The sequence below is a fragment of the Bacillus sp. FSL M8-0350 genome (assembly GCF_038593345.1).
In the GTDB taxonomy this organism is placed as follows: domain Bacteria; phylum Bacillota; class Bacilli; order Bacillales; family Bacillaceae; genus Bacillus; species Bacillus safensis.
In genome coordinates this window covers 153639-170679 of the sequence record NZ_CP151985.1, presented here as the reverse complement: position 1 = coordinate 170679, position 17041 = coordinate 153639, and the positions used below count along the sequence as shown (strand labels likewise).

Annotated in this window: 16 protein-coding genes and 2 rRNA genes; 3 read left to right on the top strand and 15 right to left on the bottom strand. The window is 45.0% G+C overall.

From position 1 onward, the window contains the following. Nucleotides 1–44 precede the first annotated feature (44 nt). Both NSS80_RS00970 and NSS80_RS00965 read right to left on the bottom strand, forming a co-directional pair. Nucleotides 45–2975 (bottom strand): 23S ribosomal RNA (locus NSS80_RS00970). A gap of 182 nt (nt 2976–3157) precedes the next feature. Then, nucleotides 3158–4706, bottom strand: a 16S ribosomal RNA gene (locus NSS80_RS00965). Together the 16S and 23S rRNA genes form the textbook arrangement of a ribosomal RNA operon. Nucleotides 4707–5081: 375 nt before the next feature. On the opposite strand from NSS80_RS00965, the gene pdaB reads away from it, so the two are divergent. Continuing rightward, the gene (gene pdaB, locus NSS80_RS00960) at nt 5082–5846 is read left to right on the top strand and encodes a polysaccharide deacetylase family sporulation protein PdaB (protein WP_024425876.1); all 765 of its coding nucleotides are present in this window, start codon (nt 5082–5084) and stop codon (nt 5844–5846) included. Here pdaB and NSS80_RS00955 read toward each other — a convergent pair. Beyond that, nucleotides 5839–6441 (bottom strand): KinB-signaling pathway activation protein, encoded by a 603-nt coding sequence (locus tag NSS80_RS00955; RefSeq protein ID WP_024425875.1) that lies wholly within the window; start codon nt 6439–6441, stop codon nt 5839–5841. The genes pdaB and NSS80_RS00955 overlap by 8 nt on opposite strands. Nucleotides 6442–6531: 90 nt before the next feature. Between NSS80_RS00955 and gerD the strand changes: the two genes are divergently transcribed. Next, nucleotides 6532–7119, top strand: a complete 588-nt coding sequence (gerD, locus tag NSS80_RS00950; RefSeq protein ID WP_025092243.1) for a spore germination lipoprotein GerD — start codon at nt 6532–6534, stop codon at nt 7117–7119. A 37-nt stretch (nt 7120–7156) separates the two neighbouring features. On the opposite strand, the gene NSS80_RS00945 is transcribed toward gerD, so the two are convergent. The 3 genes from NSS80_RS00945 to NSS80_RS00935 all read right to left on the bottom strand — a co-directional run bounded on the left by NSS80_RS00945 (nt 7157) and on the right by NSS80_RS00935 (nt 9534). Next, nucleotides 7157–8215: an Mrp/NBP35 family ATP-binding protein gene (locus NSS80_RS00945; RefSeq protein ID WP_024425873.1), complete on the bottom strand. Its 1059-nt coding sequence runs from the start codon at nt 8213–8215 to the stop codon at nt 7157–7159. A 103-nt stretch (nt 8216–8318) separates the two neighbouring features. Further along, on the bottom strand, nt 8319–9032 hold the full coding sequence (gene cwlD / locus NSS80_RS00940; protein ID WP_034283867.1) for an N-acetylmuramoyl-L-alanine amidase CwlD: 714 nt from the start codon (nt 9030–9032) through the stop codon (nt 8319–8321). A 58-nt stretch (nt 9033–9090) separates the two neighbouring features. Continuing rightward, the gene (locus tag NSS80_RS00935) at nt 9091–9534 is read right to left on the bottom strand and encodes a DUF2521 family protein (protein ID WP_252057155.1); all 444 of its coding nucleotides are present in this window, start codon (nt 9532–9534) and stop codon (nt 9091–9093) included. Nucleotides 9535–9686: 152 nt separating this feature from the next. Between NSS80_RS00935 and NSS80_RS00930 the strand changes: the two genes are divergently transcribed. Then, nucleotides 9687–10103 carry a DUF4825 domain-containing protein gene (locus NSS80_RS00930; RefSeq protein ID WP_317222264.1) on the top strand — a complete coding sequence of 139 codons (417 nt, stop codon included), beginning with the start codon at nt 9687–9689 and terminating at the stop codon, nt 10101–10103. A 184-nt stretch (nt 10104–10287) separates the two neighbouring features. Here NSS80_RS00930 and NSS80_RS00925 read toward each other — a convergent pair whose 3' ends face one another. From NSS80_RS00925 to NSS80_RS00885, 9 genes are all read right to left on the bottom strand, one after another. Continuing rightward, nucleotides 10288–11367 carry a serine hydrolase gene (locus tag NSS80_RS00925; RefSeq protein ID WP_241770648.1) on the bottom strand — a complete coding sequence of 360 codons (1080 nt, stop codon included), beginning with the start codon at nt 11365–11367 and terminating at the stop codon, nt 10288–10290. 108 nt (nt 11368–11475) lie between these two features. Beyond that, entirely contained in the window at nt 11476–11949 is a 474-nt protein-coding gene (locus tag NSS80_RS00920) for a GNAT family N-acetyltransferase (protein ID WP_041115149.1), read from the bottom strand. A gap of 122 nt (nt 11950–12071) precedes the next feature. Further along, nucleotides 12072–12596, bottom strand: a complete 525-nt coding sequence (locus NSS80_RS00915) for a GNAT family protein (protein WP_041115151.1) — start codon at nt 12594–12596, stop codon at nt 12072–12074. Between the two features lie 176 nt (nt 12597–12772). Continuing rightward, entirely contained in the window at nt 12773–13165 is a 393-nt protein-coding gene (gene rpsI, locus NSS80_RS00910) for a 30S ribosomal protein S9 (protein WP_034283876.1), read from the bottom strand. 20 nt (nt 13166–13185) lie between these two features. Beyond that, nucleotides 13186–13623, bottom strand: a complete 438-nt coding sequence (rplM, locus tag NSS80_RS00905) for a 50S ribosomal protein L13 (RefSeq protein WP_003217042.1) — start codon at nt 13621–13623, stop codon at nt 13186–13188. 166 nt (nt 13624–13789) lie between these two features. Continuing rightward, nucleotides 13790–14533, bottom strand: a complete 744-nt coding sequence (truA, locus tag NSS80_RS00900; RefSeq protein ID WP_041115153.1) for a tRNA pseudouridine(38-40) synthase TruA — start codon at nt 14531–14533, stop codon at nt 13790–13792. Between the two features lie 11 nt (nt 14534–14544). Next, nucleotides 14545–15342: an energy-coupling factor transporter transmembrane protein EcfT gene (locus tag NSS80_RS00895; protein ID WP_034283880.1), complete on the bottom strand. Its 798-nt coding sequence runs from the start codon at nt 15340–15342 to the stop codon at nt 14545–14547. Beyond that, nucleotides 15339–16208 (bottom strand): energy-coupling factor ABC transporter ATP-binding protein, encoded by an 870-nt coding sequence (locus NSS80_RS00890; RefSeq protein ID WP_041115155.1) that lies wholly within the window; start codon nt 16206–16208, stop codon nt 15339–15341. The genes NSS80_RS00895 and NSS80_RS00890 overlap by 4 nt, the downstream gene beginning before the upstream one ends. Next, on the bottom strand, nt 16184–17026 hold the full coding sequence (locus NSS80_RS00885) for an energy-coupling factor ABC transporter ATP-binding protein (protein ID WP_024425605.1): 843 nt from the start codon (nt 17024–17026) through the stop codon (nt 16184–16186). Before NSS80_RS00885 ends, NSS80_RS00890 begins: the two co-directional genes overlap by 25 nt. Nucleotides 17027–17041 lie beyond the last annotated feature (15 nt).

Genomic DNA, 17041 nt, shown 5'->3' with positions numbered 1-17041 from the left:
TCTCTCAAAACTAGATAACAATGTTCATGCTTCACATTAGAATATAGGTTAAGTCCTCGATCTATTAGTATCTGTCAGCTCCACGTGTCACCACGCTTCCACCTCAGACCTATCAACCTGATCATCTTTCAGGGATCTTACTTCCTTGCGGAATGGGAAATCTCATCTTGAGGGGGGCTTCATGCTTAGATGCTTTCAGCACTTATCCCGTCCGCACATAGCTACCCAGCGATGCCCTTGGCAGAACAACTGGTACACCAGCGGTGCGTCCATCCCGGTCCTCTCGTACTAAGGACAGCTCCTCTCAAATTTCCTGCGCCCGCGACGGATAGGGACCGAACTGTCTCACGACGTTCTGAACCCAGCTCGCGTACCGCTTTAATGGGCGAACAGCCCAACCCTTGGGACCGACTACAGCCCCAGGATGCGATGAGCCGACATCGAGGTGCCAAACCTCCCCGTCGATGTGGACTCTTGGGGGAGATAAGCCTGTTATCCCCGGGGTAGCTTTTATCCGTTGAGCGATGGCCCTTCCATGCGGAACCACCGGATCACTAAGCCCGACTTTCGTCCCTGCTCGACTTGTAGGTCTCGCAGTCAAGCTCCCTTGTGCCTTTACACTCTGCGAATGATTTCCAACCATTCTGAGGGAACCTTTGGGCGCCTCCGTTACATTTTAGGAGGCGACCGCCCCAGTCAAACTGCCCACCTGACACTGTCTCCCTGCCCGATAAGGGCAGCGGGTTAGAAGGTCAATACAGCCAGGGTAGTATCCCACCGATGCCTCCACCGAAGCTAGCGCTCCGGTTTCCAAGGCTCCTACCTATCCTGTACAAGCTGTACCAACATTCAATATCAGGCTGCAGTAAAGCTCCACGGGGTCTTTCCGTCCTGTCGCGGGTAACCTGCATCTTCACAGGTACTATAATTTCACCGAGTCTCTCGTTGAGACAGTGCCCAGATCGTTGCGCCTTTCGTGCGGGTCGGAACTTACCCGACAAGGAATTTCGCTACCTTAGGACCGTTATAGTTACGGCCGCCGTTTACTGGGGCTTCAATTCGCACCTTCGCTTACGCTAAGCGCTCCTCTTAACCTTCCAGCACCGGGCAGGCGTCAGCCCCTATACTTCGCCTTACGGCTTCGCAGAGACCTGTGTTTTTGCTAAACAGTCGCCTGGGCCTATTCACTGCGGCTTCTCGGGGCTTTAACACCCTAAGAAGCACCCCTTCTCCCGAAGTTACGGGGTCATTTTGCCGAGTTCCTTAACGAGAGTTCTCTCGATCACCTTAGGATTCTCTCCTCGCCTACCTGTGTCGGTTTGCGGTACGGGCACCTCTCACCTCGCTAGAGGCTTTTCTTGGCAGTGTGGAATCAGGAACTTCGCTACTAAATTTCGCTCGCCATCACAGCTCAGCCTTTACGGGAAACGGATTTGCCTATTTCCCAGCCTAACTGCTTGGACGCGGATATCCAATACCGCGCTTACCCTATCCTCCTGCGTCCCCCCATTGCTCAAATGGTGAGGAGGTGGTACAGGAATATCAACCTGTTGTCCATCGCCTACGCCTTTCGGCCTCGGCTTAGGTCCCGACTAACCCTGAGCGGACGAGCCTTCCTCAGGAAACCTTAGGCATTCGGTGGACGGGATTCTCACCCGTCTTTCGCTACTCATACCGGCATTCTCACTTCTAAGCGCTCCACCAGTCCTTCCGGTCTGGCTTCACAGCCCTTAGAACGCTCTCCTACCACTGTTCGTCAGAACAGTCCGCAGCTTCGGTGATACGTTTAGCCCCGGTACATTTTCGGCGCAGAGTCACTCGACCAGTGAGCTATTACGCACTCTTTAAATGGTGGCTGCTTCTAAGCCAACATCCTGGTTGTCTAAGCAACTCCACATCCTTTTCCACTTAACGTATACTTTGGGACCTTAGCTGGCGGTCTGGGCTGTTTCCCTTTCGACTACGGATCTTATCACTCGCAGTCTGACTCCCAAGGATAAGTCATCGGCATTCGGAGTTTGACTGAATTCGGTAACCCGGTAGGGGCCCCTAGTCCAATCAGTGCTCTACCTCCGAGACTCTTACCTTGAGGCTAGCCCTAAAGCTATTTCGGAGAGAACCAGCTATCTCCAGGTTCGATTGGCATTTCACCCCTACCCACACCTCATCCCCGCACTTTTCAACGTGCGTGGGTTCGGGCCTCCATTCAGTGTTACCTGAACTTCACCCTGGACATGGGTAGATCACCTGGTTTCGGGTCTACGACCACGTACTCATGCGCCCTATTCAGACTCGCTTTCGCTGCGGCTCCGCATCTTCTGCTTAACCTTGCACGGGATCGTAACTCGCCGGTTCATTCTACAAAAGGCACGCCATCACCCGTTAACGGGCTCTGACTACTTGTAGGCACACGGTTTCAGGATCTATTTCACTCCCCTTCCGGGGTGCTTTTCACCTTTCCCTCACGGTACTGGTTCACTATCGGTCACTAGGGAGTATTTAGCCTTGGGAGATGGTCCTCCCGGATTCCGACGGAATTTCACGTGTTCCGCCGTACTCAGGATCCACTCTGGAGAGAACAACATTTCAGTTACAGGGCTGTTACCTTCTTTGGCGGGCCTTTCCAGACCTCTTCGCTTATATCGTTCCTTTGTAACTCCGTATAGAGTGTCCTACAACCCCAAGAGGCAAGCCTCTTGGTTTGGGCTGTTCCCGTTTCGCTCGCCGCTACTCAGGGAATCGCATTTGCTTTCTCTTCCTCCGGGTACTTAGATGTTTCAGTTCCCCGGGTATGCCTTCTCATACTCTATGTATTCAAGTATGGATACTACTCCATTACGAGCAGTGGGTTTCCCCATTCGGAAATCTCCGGATCAAAGCTTGCTTACAGCTCCCCGAAGCATATCGGTGTTCGTCCCGTCCTTCATCGGCTCCTAGTGCCAAGGCATCCACCGTGCGCCCTTTCTAACTTAACCATTTCTTACTTTAGAAAGAATCACTATGTGTGATGAACTTTGCATTGCATTCAATGTGAATGTATTACTTATTGTTATCTAGTTTTCAAAGAACAATCCTGTCTCGCTAGAGACATGTTTTGAAGGAATGATCCTTCAAAACTAAACAAGACGAAAACGTACGCTGCTCCATATATCCTTAGAAAGGAGGTGATCCAGCCGCACCTTCCGATACGGCTACCTTGTTACGACTTCACCCCAATCATCTGCCCCACCTTCGGCGGCTGGCTCCATAAAGGTTACCTCACCGACTTCGGGTGTTGCAAACTCTCGTGGTGTGACGGGCGGTGTGTACAAGGCCCGGGAACGTATTCACCGCGGCATGCTGATCCGCGATTACTAGCGATTCCAGCTTCACGCAGTCGAGTTGCAGACTGCGATCCGAACTGAGAACAGATTTATGGGATTGGCTAAACCTTGCGGTCTTGCAGCCCTTTGTTCTGTCCATTGTAGCACGTGTGTAGCCCAGGTCATAAGGGGCATGATGATTTGACGTCATCCCCACCTTCCTCCGGTTTGTCACCGGCAGTCACCTTAGAGTGCCCAACTGAATGCTGGCAACTAAGATCAAGGGTTGCGCTCGTTGCGGGACTTAACCCAACATCTCACGACACGAGCTGACGACAACCATGCACCACCTGTCACTCTGTCCCCGAAGGGAAAGCCCTATCTCTAGGGTTGTCAGAGGATGTCAAGACCTGGTAAGGTTCTTCGCGTTGCTTCGAATTAAACCACATGCTCCACCGCTTGTGCGGGCCCCCGTCAATTCCTTTGAGTTTCAGTCTTGCGACCGTACTCCCCAGGCGGAGTGCTTAATGCGTTAGCTGCAGCACTAAGGGGCGGAAACCCCCTAACACTTAGCACTCATCGTTTACGGCGTGGACTACCAGGGTATCTAATCCTGTTCGCTCCCCACGCTTTCGCTCCTCAGCGTCAGTTACAGACCAGAGAGTCGCCTTCGCCACTGGTGTTCCTCCACATCTCTACGCATTTCACCGCTACACGTGGAATTCCACTCTCCTCTTCTGCACTCAAGTTTCCCAGTTTCCAATGACCCTCCCCGGTTGAGCCGGGGGCTTTCACATCAGACTTAAGAAACCGCCTGCGAGCCCTTTACGCCCAATAATTCCGGACAACGCTTGCCACCTACGTATTACCGCGGCTGCTGGCACGTAGTTAGCCGTGGCTTTCTGGTTAGGTACCGTCAAGGTGCGAGCAGTTACTCTCGCACTTGTTCTTCCCTAACAACAGAGCTTTACGATCCGAAAACCTTCATCACTCACGCGGCGTTGCTCCGTCAGACTTTCGTCCATTGCGGAAGATTCCCTACTGCTGCCTCCCGTAGGAGTCTGGGCCGTGTCTCAGTCCCAGTGTGGCCGATCACCCTCTCAGGTCGGCTACGCATCGTCGCCTTGGTGAGCCATTACCCCACCAACTAGCTAATGCGCCGCGGGTCCATCTGTAAGTGACAGCCGAAACCGTCTTTCATCCTTGAACCATGCGGTTCAAGGAACTATCCGGTATTAGCTCCGGTTTCCCGGAGTTATCCCAGTCTTACAGGCAGGTTACCCACGTGTTACTCACCCGTCCGCCGCTAACATCCGGGAGCAAGCTCCCTTCTGTCCGCTCGACTTGCATGTATTAGGCACGCCGCCAGCGTTCGTCCTGAGCCAGGATCAAACTCTCCGAAAAAGTACAAAACCGAAGTTTTGCTTTTCGCCAGTTTGACTGACTACCTATGAATTATCATAGGATTTTTTATAAAAACTCGAATTAACAGGTACGTTTTGTCTTGTTTAGTTTTCAAAGATCATCTCCGCCGTTCTTAGCGGCTTTAATAATATAACATTTCGCTTCATCTTATGTCAACAACTTTTTTCAAGTTTATTTCCCGAAGCGTTTTGTGTTTGTCACTGTGTGTCAGCGACGATTAATAATATATCACGAAAGCATTCTCTTGGTCAACGCCTTTTCAAAACTTTTTTTGAAATAGTTTTATTAAGCATCTTAAACCCTTGTCCTGCATACAATCAAGTAACAATCTTGGACAAGGCAGGAGTGTTTGAATTGAGTCGATTATATGTGTTGCCTATTAAACGGCTGAAGCAAGTTGTCATTATTCTTGTAGCAGCCCTTGCAGCTGCAACCTTTTTTTATGTACAAAAGGCACCGCCGCTGTCGGTATTTAAAACTGAACATGGACCCCGAGCCATTTATAAAGGCGAGACTTCATCAAAGCATATCTCTCTCACTTTTAATATTGGCTGGGGAGATGAGAAGGCTGTTCCTATTTTAAATGTCCTTCGGGAGTACGGTATAAAGAACGCCACCTTCTTTCTGTCTGCTTCTTGGGCTGAGCGTCATCCTGATATCGTGAAACAAATTAGGGAGGACGGCCATCAAATTGGAAGCCTCGGCTATGCTTATAAAAATTATAGCCAACTTGAAGATAGTGAAATCAAGCAAGATCTTGTCCGTGCACAAAATACATTTCAAAAGCTTGGACTAGATGACATTCAACTATTAAGACCGCCAACTGGACAGTTTAACGAAACAGCACTAAAAATAGCCACACAGTACGGTTATACCGTTGTTCATTACAGCATCAATTCACAGGATTGGCTGAATCCGGGTGTCGACCAGATTGTTCAGAATGTAAATGATCGAATGAAAAGCGGAGACATTGTTCTCCTTCACGCCTCAGATTCAGCAACCCAAACCGCTCAAGCCTTACCCGCTATTTTGAAACAAATAAAAGAAAAGCATTTAAAAAATGTGACGGTTGGCGAACTGATCTCCAATACGAAAACAAAGTCATCTGAAGTTAAGTAGCTTTCGTTTTTGAAAACCGCGGCATCGCTAACAGCTGAAACGCATTACAGCCTAATAGCGGGAATAACATTAAATACAGCCAGTCCTCTTCATTGACTCTGAGCGCCGGGAACCATTCTAACGACGTGATGACGACCATGAGAAACATTGCGGAAACAAATGTTTTCTTAGAGGACTGCTGCTGTTTAAAGTAAGCCACGATCAATGCAAACACACCGATAAATAAAGGCAGCCACAAGTATGGAAAAAATGAATCATTCTCCCCGAAAAACAAAAATCGCAAGTAAGCTAAATCAAACAGCACAAAAATCACAAGAAACAGCTGAATGGTATTCCATAAAGAATGCGACCGAAAAATCTCTAATGCAAATCGGTGCACTGTCAAAAAAACAACAAACCCCATCTGGCTAATGACACTAAAGATCATCCCTACACCAATGAACCAAAATAACACAGATGCGATCTCTAGAATTTCAAACGATATAAAAAGCTTCTGATATTTCCCCCACTCCAGCGCAAAGCCTACCACGCTTGTAATGACCGCTCCAACAGCTAGCACAGAGAAGAAAAAACGAACTAAATCCCGACTTTTCATTGAATTGATCCAACCCCTATTTTTGTTATGTATAAATTTACGTGAAACATTCATATTAAAAGTAAGACATGTAACGAAAGGAGCCACAGTATGTCAAAAGGCATCTTGCGTATAATGAGCTGTTTTCTTCTTTTATCTCTAACAGCTTGTGCTCCCAAAACCCAATCCTCATCTAATATGGACTATGACGAAACAAAAAAAATGGTCGTCGATATATTAAAGACAGATGACGGTAAAAAGGCCATTCAACAGTTATTAAATGACGAGGCAATGAATGAAGCTTTGGTAATGGATGAACAAACTGTGAAAAAAACGATAGAGAAAACACTGACTTCTGATAAAGGCAAAGAGTTCTGGAAGAAGGTCTTTGAGGATTCTAAATTTGCCGAGACTTTCGCAAAATCCATGCAGCAACAGCATGAAAGAATGTTAAAACAGTTAATGAAGGATCCTGACTATCAACAGCTGATGATGGATATTCTCAAGGATCCTGAGATGGAAAAGAAATACGGTGAACTTGTAAAAAGCAAAGAGTTTAGAAAGCACTTAGAAAAAGTCATTACGGAAACATTGAGCAGCCCTCTTTATAAGAAGAAATTCGAAGATGAGCTCAAAAAGGCAGCATCTGAAAGCAGCAGTGATTCCGGATCGCAAGGCAGCGAAGGAAGCGACAGTTAAACATCACCCGAGTGGCATTCATCCACTCGGGCTTTCATTATGCTTTCACTGCTAATTGTTCAATGACTTTATTCGCAATGTGTTGATACACTTCTCCTGTCGGATGACTTGCATCATAGACAGAAGGTGCGAAATCATCCTCATTCCAATCAGGCTGTCTTAAAGGAATTTGGCCAAGGACTGATACACGCAGCTCTTCAGCCAGCTTGTCCCCGCCGCCTTTTCCAAAGACGTATTCCTTTTCACCTGTTTTTTTGCTTTCATAATAGCTCATATTCTCAACGACACCGAGCACTTCATGGTCTGTTTGCAGTGCCATTGCGCCTGCTCTTGCTGCAACGAAGGCAGCCGTTGGATGCGGTGTAGTGACAATGATTTCTTTACAGCTAGGCAGCATTGTATGAATATCAAGCGCAACATCTCCCGTTCCAGGCGGAAGGTCTAATAGTAAGTAATCTAATTCTCCCCACTCAACTTCGTGGAAGAAGTTATTTAACATTTTTCCAAGCATCGGTCCTCTCCAAATAACCGGTGCATTTTCTTCAACAAAAAAGCCCATTGAAATCACTTTGACACCAAAGCGCTCCACAGGAATAATTTTTTCCCCTTTAACTGTTGGTCTGACAGTGATTCCCATCATATCCGGTACACTAAAGCCATAAATATCAGCATCAATCAGCCCGACTTTTTTCCCTAGACGAGCCAGCGCTACAGCAAGGTTAACAGAAACAGTCGATTTACCAACGCCGCCCTTTCCACTCGCAATCGCTAAGAACTCAGGCGGATTTTTAGAGTTAAGCAGAGTTTCTTCCTCATCTTGTGATGGCATAAACTTTTCAAGTGTTTCCTGAGGCAGTTCCTCAAAACGAAGTCCTACTGTGTTAGCACCTGCTGCTTTCAAGGCTTGTACGATGTCTTGCTGCAGCTTCATCTGCTCAGCAGTGCCTGTTTTAGCAATGGCCACCTTTAGGCTCACATGCTCTTTCTCAGGCTTTAGGCTGATTTCCTTGATGGCATCCAGCTCACCAAGCGGTATATGAAGGAAAGGTTCGTCCATCTTCCCAACTAGTTTTCTCACATCATCTTGTCCGATCATAGCAGAACCTCACCCTTTATTGAATTCGTTTACAATCCAAGTATATCATACATATCCTTACAATGTCTGTCCTGTTTGCCTGCGATCAAAAGGAAAAAGCCCCTTATTCAGGAGGCTCTTTTTGCTCTGTTAAATATCTTAAAATCCCTTTATAAATAGAGGCAGCAATTTGATCCTGATATTTAGGTGTTGCCAGCTGGCCAGCCTCTTTCGGGTTGGAGAGAAATCCAATTTCCACAAGAGCTCCTGGCTTTGTGACATTTTGCATTAAATAAATGCCATTAATCCGCTTCGCCTTTCGATCCGTGTTTTCAAGATTTCTGCGTAATTCATCTTGAATAAACTTCGCTGCCTTTTCATTCTCTTCATACTTTCCATAAAAAAACGTCTGAGCCCCGCTCCATTTGTTTGATGGTATCGCATTTAAATGAATGCTTAAATAGAGATCCGCTTCAGATTCATTGATGACTTTGACGCGGTTCCTTAAATCCTCCGCTTTCTTTCGGGCATATCCCCTTGTATTCTTTGATGATAAATCAGAATCATCCTCTCGGGTCATGAGAACAAGCGCTCCCTGCTCCTGCAAATAGTCACGTATCTTCATGGATACATCCAGTGCAATCTCTTTCTCAAGCAGTTCTCCTCCTACAGCCCCTCCATCTGGACCGCCGTGACCCGGATCTAAATAGATGATCTTCCCGCTTAGAGGCAAATTCCACGATTTCCATGAATCATCATTTAGAAATTGAAACCTGAATAAGAATAAGAGGACAATAAACCCAATTAAAAACCCTGTCCACTTCAGCTTTCTTTTCATCCCTGTCCCTCCCATACACCATTATTTTATAGATATGGGACAAGGACTGGAAATATGCTTAGTGCAGCCGAAGCTTGTGTCTTTTTTCTGATTCTCGAAAGCCTTCCTGCCACCACATGCTTAAAAAATCTTTCGCAAATGGATATAAACATGACATCTTCCGCTCCATTTGGAACATATTCCCCCACGATTGCAAGCACCCTGCGAGCTCTTCAATCAGCTCAGCTTCCTCCTGGGAGGATCGCTTTTTGATATCGTCGAACGATTCGCCGTATTTACTCGACTCACCGTATCTTCCGCCAGCTAAAAAAGCTTCAATGGCGAAATCGATGCAGCCATCACTCATAATACCGGCTGGATCATCTGCAAATGGAAACAGCTTCTTTGTGAATTTCTCGGAAGCGACCGTCACTTGTTGAAGAGACAATGTACGTAAAAGCTTCTTTTCAAGCGTGACATCTCGTTTTGTTTTCAGTTGATAAAATGAAAGCACTTCTGCCATGGACTGAACTCCTTTTTTCTTTGTATTGTTCGTTGGTTTGAACAAAACATGCAATTCAGTAAATGGAAATGGCGGCCTGTGAACGATCGAAATGGAAAATTGTGATAAAATAAACATTTACATATAGAAAGAACAATAAAGGGGCAAAATCATTGAAGAAATGGATGTATATCCTGCTATTAACAGTCGTCCTATCTGCATGCAGCAGTCAAGCCACAGAGAAAAAGAGCGATATAAAAGGAATAGAAGACATATCCTTAAAACAACTTTCAAAACACAAAAACACATATCTCGGTGACAATTCAGCCATTCATGAAATCTTATTAGATCTGCCTGGAGGCGTAATTCGTGAATTTGAAATCATCGATGGAAAAGCTTTAGACGTCACGTATGGGGTAAAAGAAAATGACGGCTATACAGAAGAACAGTTTGACGCCTTCTGGTTTGATCAAAAGGACACGATTGAAAAAACGTATTTATACAACGCAATCTCACTTTTTATTATTGTCGATAATGTAGAGCAAGTGACACTTAACATGAGCTCTAAAGACGAGCCGTGTCACGTTTAAAAGGAAACAGCTAGAAAAAAAGCTCCCTCATTCTTTTAAAGAGTACAAAGACGATACAGCGCTTTGGCAAAAGGAACTGGTTGATGGAGTTGTGAAGTCAAAAAAGAAACGCCAAGATGTATACAAAGCGTTTCCAATGCAGAAATAATAAAACAGAGGGGTGTTTCCCTCTGTTTTTTGATGTTTATGTAGTGAAAGCCTGTATCAAGCGTTGTCGAAAGTTTTGATCCACTGCTGCAGTAAGCATAAATTCGTTGAATACTCCCCCAATCCAGTGAGAATTGTTCGCTTTCAGATCATTGATAAAAAGAGAAATGGATATAGAAGATGTATCTGTTCTTCGATATAAAGCACCTGTGAAAACGAACAATGTTGCTCCGCCTTTATACCAAAGATATTGATCTGTTTCCTTTTTCAATGTTTCTCCCAGTACGATTTGGCTAAAAAGACTCTTTTCTTCTATTGTTAACAGCTCATCCTGGAGACGTTTCATAAATTGTGCATATTGATTGGTTGTAGACTTTGTCAGCTTTTGCGTCAGTAATGATTGTATACGCCAGCCTAATAAGTTCTTTTTTTTCATTTTTTCTTCTAACGCCTTTTTATACTCTGGGTCATTTTTCATGATATTAAAAATCTCATTCATTAGAGATTTGTATTGTTCTTCGGATACACCGCTCATTTTCTTGAATGCATCCCGCCGACGATCAGATACATAAGCGGACCACAAAATCATTGGCGTCAGCGGCATGAGTTCATCATGTTCTGTAAGACCTGCTTGTTTCATCTGATCATTGATCTTTTCTAAGCCCAGCCGGTCAATCAAATAATCCGTACAAGCATTCGAACTGAATTGCATCATCCCTTTGGCAACATCTAATAAAGCCGCATGCTCAGAAAAATCATTGACCTCCAGCCAGTACGCGTGCGCACCACCGTCTGTTCTATCAATATAAAACCGCTCTATATCAGACAATGCCACTTTTTCCTCTAGCTTGATGGCGCCGCTCGATACAGCTTTAACAAAATGAAATAAAACTACTAATTTCACCGTACTTGCAAGTGGTGTTTTTTGATCAGCATTCCATTCTAACACCACATCATCATTTTCAATGATTGTCACTGAAACATCCTTTTTGTTTTTTGCGACAAATGTCAAAAGATCTTCCTTCGTTTTCTTCATATCTCTTTTATACAGCAAGACTTGAACCACCACGTAAAGTATGACCACACCTATGACAACTAGACCGATTTTGAGTAACATGTTTCTCCTTTCCAAATAACAGAGGATTTATATATTAAATATAGCAAATATTCCTAATAAAGGCACAAAAAAGGCAGAGGTACGTGAATCCTCCGCTTCTTGATATCCTTATTCATGAGGCAAATGCAGCTTCATTCCTTCATGAGTGGCTTCAAATCCTAATTTCTCATAAAAATGGCGTGCTTCTGGCCTCTGTTTATCTGTTGTCAGTTGAATTATATGACAGCCGCGGTCGCTTGCGCGTTGAATGGCCCACTTTATAAGCAGCGAACCGACTCCTTTTCCTCTATGACTCGAAGCCGTACGAACTCCTTCGATGGATGCTCTCCATCCCCCTTGATGTGTAAGAAATGGCGTCATGGTTAACTGAAGAACACCAACTGCTTCTTCCTGGTCACACGCAACAATGAGTTCAATATTTGGATCAGCATCGATTGAACGAAAGGCTTTGATATAACTTTCTAATAATGGGCGAGTGTAACGCTCTCTCTTTTGACCTAACTTATCATCTGAAAGCATGAAGACGATTTTGTCGAGGTCTTCTTGCACGGCTTCTCTCAATGTCAATTGATTTAAATTCAATGAAAGCACCTCCTATGATGGATGGAAGATTGTTTTCACTTACCAAAATACCAGTTAAGAGTGTTCATATAAGATTTGATCAGCTGCTTTTTCATCAAAGTATTTCATACCATGAAAACTGATCAAGCCCTCTTCACGAACCATTCCTCTTGTAAGATGGCATAGTAAAACTCATCCCACCACTCATTTCCTTGTGGTATACATTTTTTAAAATACCCCTCTCTCCTCATCTCCAATTTCTCCATCACTCTCCACGATGGCACATTTTCAGGCTGACAAGTCGCAATGATTCGATGTAAATTCATTGTGTGAAAACCATGATGCAGAACGGCATAAGCCGCTTCTGATGCATAGCCCTTGTTTTGATAGGCAGGATTGAAAACCCAGCCAATTTCATATGTGTGCTCACCAAAGTAAGGATGAAACACGATATGCCCGATACATGTATGATCTTCTTTTAAAAGGACAGCAACATACTTAGCATCTTCATGACAATTATTTTTGACAAATTCCTTCGCATCTTCTTTAGAAAATACATCTTCCGGAATATACTTCATCACCGTCTCATTAGATGTATATGCATAGACATCCTGCCAATCATCCTCAGCAAATGATCGAATGATACATCTTTCTGTTGTTAGATTCATATGACACCCCTCCATAGACTTCGTTTTTTAAACAGAAACCTTGCTATGATCCTATTTTATATGTTTCCAAACAGAAAAAAACACAAATAAAAAAGCACCAGCAGGATGCTGATGCTTTTTTTATAAGGTTTGTCTGTAACAAACCTTTGTAAAACGTCCATACAATATAAAATTGATTAACGTTTTGAGAACTGAGGAGCTCTACGTGCGCCTTTAAGACCGTATTTCTTACGCTCTTTCATACGAGGATCACGAGTAAGAAGTCCAGCACGTTTAAGTGGTGTACGGTACTCAGGATCTACTTCTAGAAGAGCACGAGAGATACCGTGACGAATTGCTCCAGCTTGACCAGAGAATCCACCACCGTGAACATTTACAAGAACATCGTAGCTGTTAGCTGTTTCTGTGATGTTCAAAGGCTGTTTCACGTCTTCGATTAAAGCAGCGAATGGAATGTATTCAGTAATTTCACGATTATTAACGACGATACGGCCTTCACCTGGAACTAAGCGAACGCGCGCTACAGAACTTTTACGACGACCTGTACCGTAATATTGAACCTGTGCCAAATTGTTAACCTCCCTTATAATTAACCGCGAAGTTCGTAAACTTCAGGTTGTTGTGCTTGATGTGGATGCTCAGAACCACGGTACACATTTAATTTTTTGAACATTTGACGACCTAGTGGACCCTTTGGAAGCATACCTTTGATAGCAAGCTCCAACATTTTCTCAGGGTAGTTTGTACGCATCTCAAGAGCAGTTCTTTGTTTCAAACCGCCTGGGTGCATCGTGTGACGGTAGTAAATTTTGTCCGTCAATTTCTTACCTGTTAATTCAATTTTCTCAGCATTGATGATGATGACGTGATCACCTGTATCAACGTGTGGTGTATAAGTTGGTTTGTGCTTACCGCGCAAAAGTGATGCTACTTCAGTAGAAAGACGACCTAGAGTCTTGCCTGCCGCATCAACAACTAGCCATTTGCGCTCAATTGTGCTTGCGTTCGCCATTGGTGTTGTACGCATGAGTTTCCCTCCTAAATAAATCAATGAATTTTCCTTGAATCAAATGCTACGTTCTATTTCAAAACACAAGATAAGTCTTCCGGGGCTTATTTGTGGGGTTGAAATACATACCATATGATATCTTATAACTTTCTGCTTCCTGTGTCAAGAACATGTTACACCTGGTTTAGTTGTCATAGAATACTTCCCATAAATACAGTCCGTGACTAGGCGCAGTCTTGCCTGCCGCTTCGCGATTTCGGGCGGCAAGCATAGCTTTTATCTCCTTAGGGTGAAATTTACCAGAACCGATTTCAAGCAACGTTCCAGCGATAATCCGCACCATGTTGTATAAAAAGCCATTCCCTCTCACACGCATTTCAAGCCCGTCTGAGACGTTTTTCCACTCAAGGGCATAAATAACCCTCACCTTGTCCTGAACCTCCGTATTGGCCGCACAGAAGCTTGTAAAGTCATGCGTCCCAATCAGGTGCTCAGCGGCTTCTCTCATTTTATCGATATCCAGCCGGTAAGGATAGTGGCAGGCATACTGTCTCGTGAACACATTTTGGTGTGTTTCCGTTGAGACCTTATAACGGTACTCCTTCGAAACAACACCAAATCTGGCATGAAACGAGTCATCGACCTCCTCAGCCTTTAGAACACGGATATCATCCGGCAGCAAGCTGTTAAGGGCAAAAGGCCATCTCTCCATCGGGATCGAGAGCGGGGTGTCAAAATGGATGACCTGTCCCTTTGCATGGACACCGCTGTCCGTCCGGCCGGAAGCCACAATCGGAATCAGTTCATCCTGTTTGTGCATTCTTGCAAGGGCTGACTCTATCTCCGTCTGAACGGTTCGCTGCCCTGGCTGCACCTGATAGCCTTTAAAATGTGTCCCATCGTAGGATACGGTACATTTGACCTTCATCTAGGAATCACCTAATTTCTAAGCAGCACAAGGAGTGCTGTTAACAAGATGAATAAAAGCAGCGTGAACGTGTCCTTCATGCCCCAGACAAGCTGACGGTACTTCGTCCGTCCTTCTCCCCCGCGGTAGCCTCTCGCTTCCATCGCGGTCGCCAGTTCTTCTGCACGCTTAAACGCACTGACGAAAAGCGGAACAAGCAAAGGAACGATGGCTTTCATGCGATCCTTTAAAGGCCCGCTTGTAAAATCAACACCTCGTGCCATTTGTGCCTTCATGATTTTATCCGTCTCTTCTAATAACGTCGGAATAAACCGAAGAGAGATGGACATCATGAGAGCAAGCTCATGAACAGGCAGTTTGATTTTACGGAATGGGTGCAGAAGCTTCTCCATCCCGTCTGTCACTTCTATAGGCGTTGTGGTTAACGTAAGAAGTGTCGTCATCATGATGAGATAGACAAAACGGAGTGAAATGAATATTCCTTGCTTTAAACCTTCTTCATAAATATTCAGAAAACCAAAGTGGAATAGCAAGGCGCCATCCTTTGTCATGAAAATATGCAGAATAAAGGTAAACAGGACAATCCATAGGATCGGCTTCATTCCCTTGAGAATAAAGTATAGCGGCACCTGAGAAACCATCACCACAAGGATGGTAAAGACACCTAAAAGCCCGTAAGTGATGTAATTATTAGCAAAAAAAACAATAAAGACAAAAAAGAAAATTGATAACAGCTTTGTCCTTGGATCAAGACGATGGACAAAGGATGAACCTGGCACATATTTGCCGATAATCATACTATCCATCATGATGTCGTGTCCTCCTGATAAAGAGCTGTTAAGGCTTCTGCCATTTCATCCATCGTCAGAAGCGGCCTTGGAAACGTAATACCAAGCTTTTCTTCTACAGTCTGCTGGAATTTAATCGTTTCTGGGAGGTCGAGACCAAACGAAGACATGTCTGTACGATTGGCAAACAACTCTCTCGGCGTACCTGTCGCCTTCACTGTCCCTTTATGCATCACAATCATTTGATCCGCATAATGAGCGGCATCTTCCATACTGTGTGTGACCAGAATCGTGGTGAGGTTTGCCTTATGATGAAGATCATAGAACATGTCCATGATTTCCTTCCGCCCGCGTGGATCCAGCCCAGCAGTCGGCTCATCAAGCACAAGCACCTCTGGCTCCATCGCTAAAACGCCTGCAATCGCCACACGTCTCATTTGACCGCCGCTTAGTTCAAAGGGAGATCGAGATAATAGGGACTCAGGAAGACCAACCAGTTTCAGCATCTCCTTCGCCTTCGCTTCTGCCTTCTCTTGAGGAACGCCGAAGTTCATCGGGCCAAAGCAGATATCCTTGAGGATGGTTTCCTCAAAGAGCTGATGCTCAGGAAACTGAAACACGATGCCTACCTTTTTCCGGAGGGGTTTCATATCCTTCTGCTTTTTATTGGCTTGTAAAATGGTCTCTCCAAGCGCAATGCTCCCCTTCGTTGGTTTGAGCAATCCATTTAAATGCTGCAGCAATGTAGACTTGCCAGAGCCCGTATGACCAATGACAGCGACATAGCTGCCCTCTTTGATGGAAGCATTGACATCATACAAAGCGAGACGCTCAAACGGCGTTTTCATTTGATAACGATGCTCTAATTCTTTGATCGTAATGTCCATAGCTCTTTCACCAATCCTTCTTGTGTCAAATGGGCATTTGCAAGCGGCACACCTTGTTGCTTCAATTGCTTGCTCAAGCGATAGGAGAATGGCAGATCAAGTCCAATCTGAACCAGTTGTTCATCTAGTTCAAATACTTCCTCTGGCGTCCCCTCGGCAAATTTCTTCCCGCCATTCATCACAATGACGCGGTCTGCCTTGGCAGCCTCGTCTAAATCATGTGTGATGGAAATGACTGTGACTGTACCTTGTTCCTTCAGAAGTCTAACAGTCTCTAACACTTCTTCACGGCCAATCGGATCAAGCATTGATGTTGCTTCATCCAAGATCATGATGTCAGGGCTTGCGGCAAGCACACCTGCAATAGCGACTCTCTGCTTCTGCCCGCCTGATAGATGGTGCGGCTCTTGATCAAGAAACTCCTGCATATTGACCTGTTTGACAGCCCAATCTACACGTTCTATCATCAATTCCCGCTCAACCCCGTTATTTTCTAAACCAAAAGCCACATCATCACGAACCGTTGAGCCCACAAATTGGTTATCTGGGTTTTGAAAGACCATTCCGACCTTTCTGCGAATATCCCAAACACTTTCTTCTTTGAGCTCAATCTCTCCAACCTTGACCGTACCAGCATCCGGTAAAATGAGCCCATTCAGCACACGGGCAAGTGTGGATTTACCTGAACCGTTATGACCAACAATGGCGAGCCATTCATTTTGATTCACATGCAGTGACACTTGATCTAAAGCGGGCTTGTCCGCATCCTTGTGATAACGAAATACAATGTCCTTTACGTCAATTAATGTCTTCCCCATCTCTACCGGACCTCC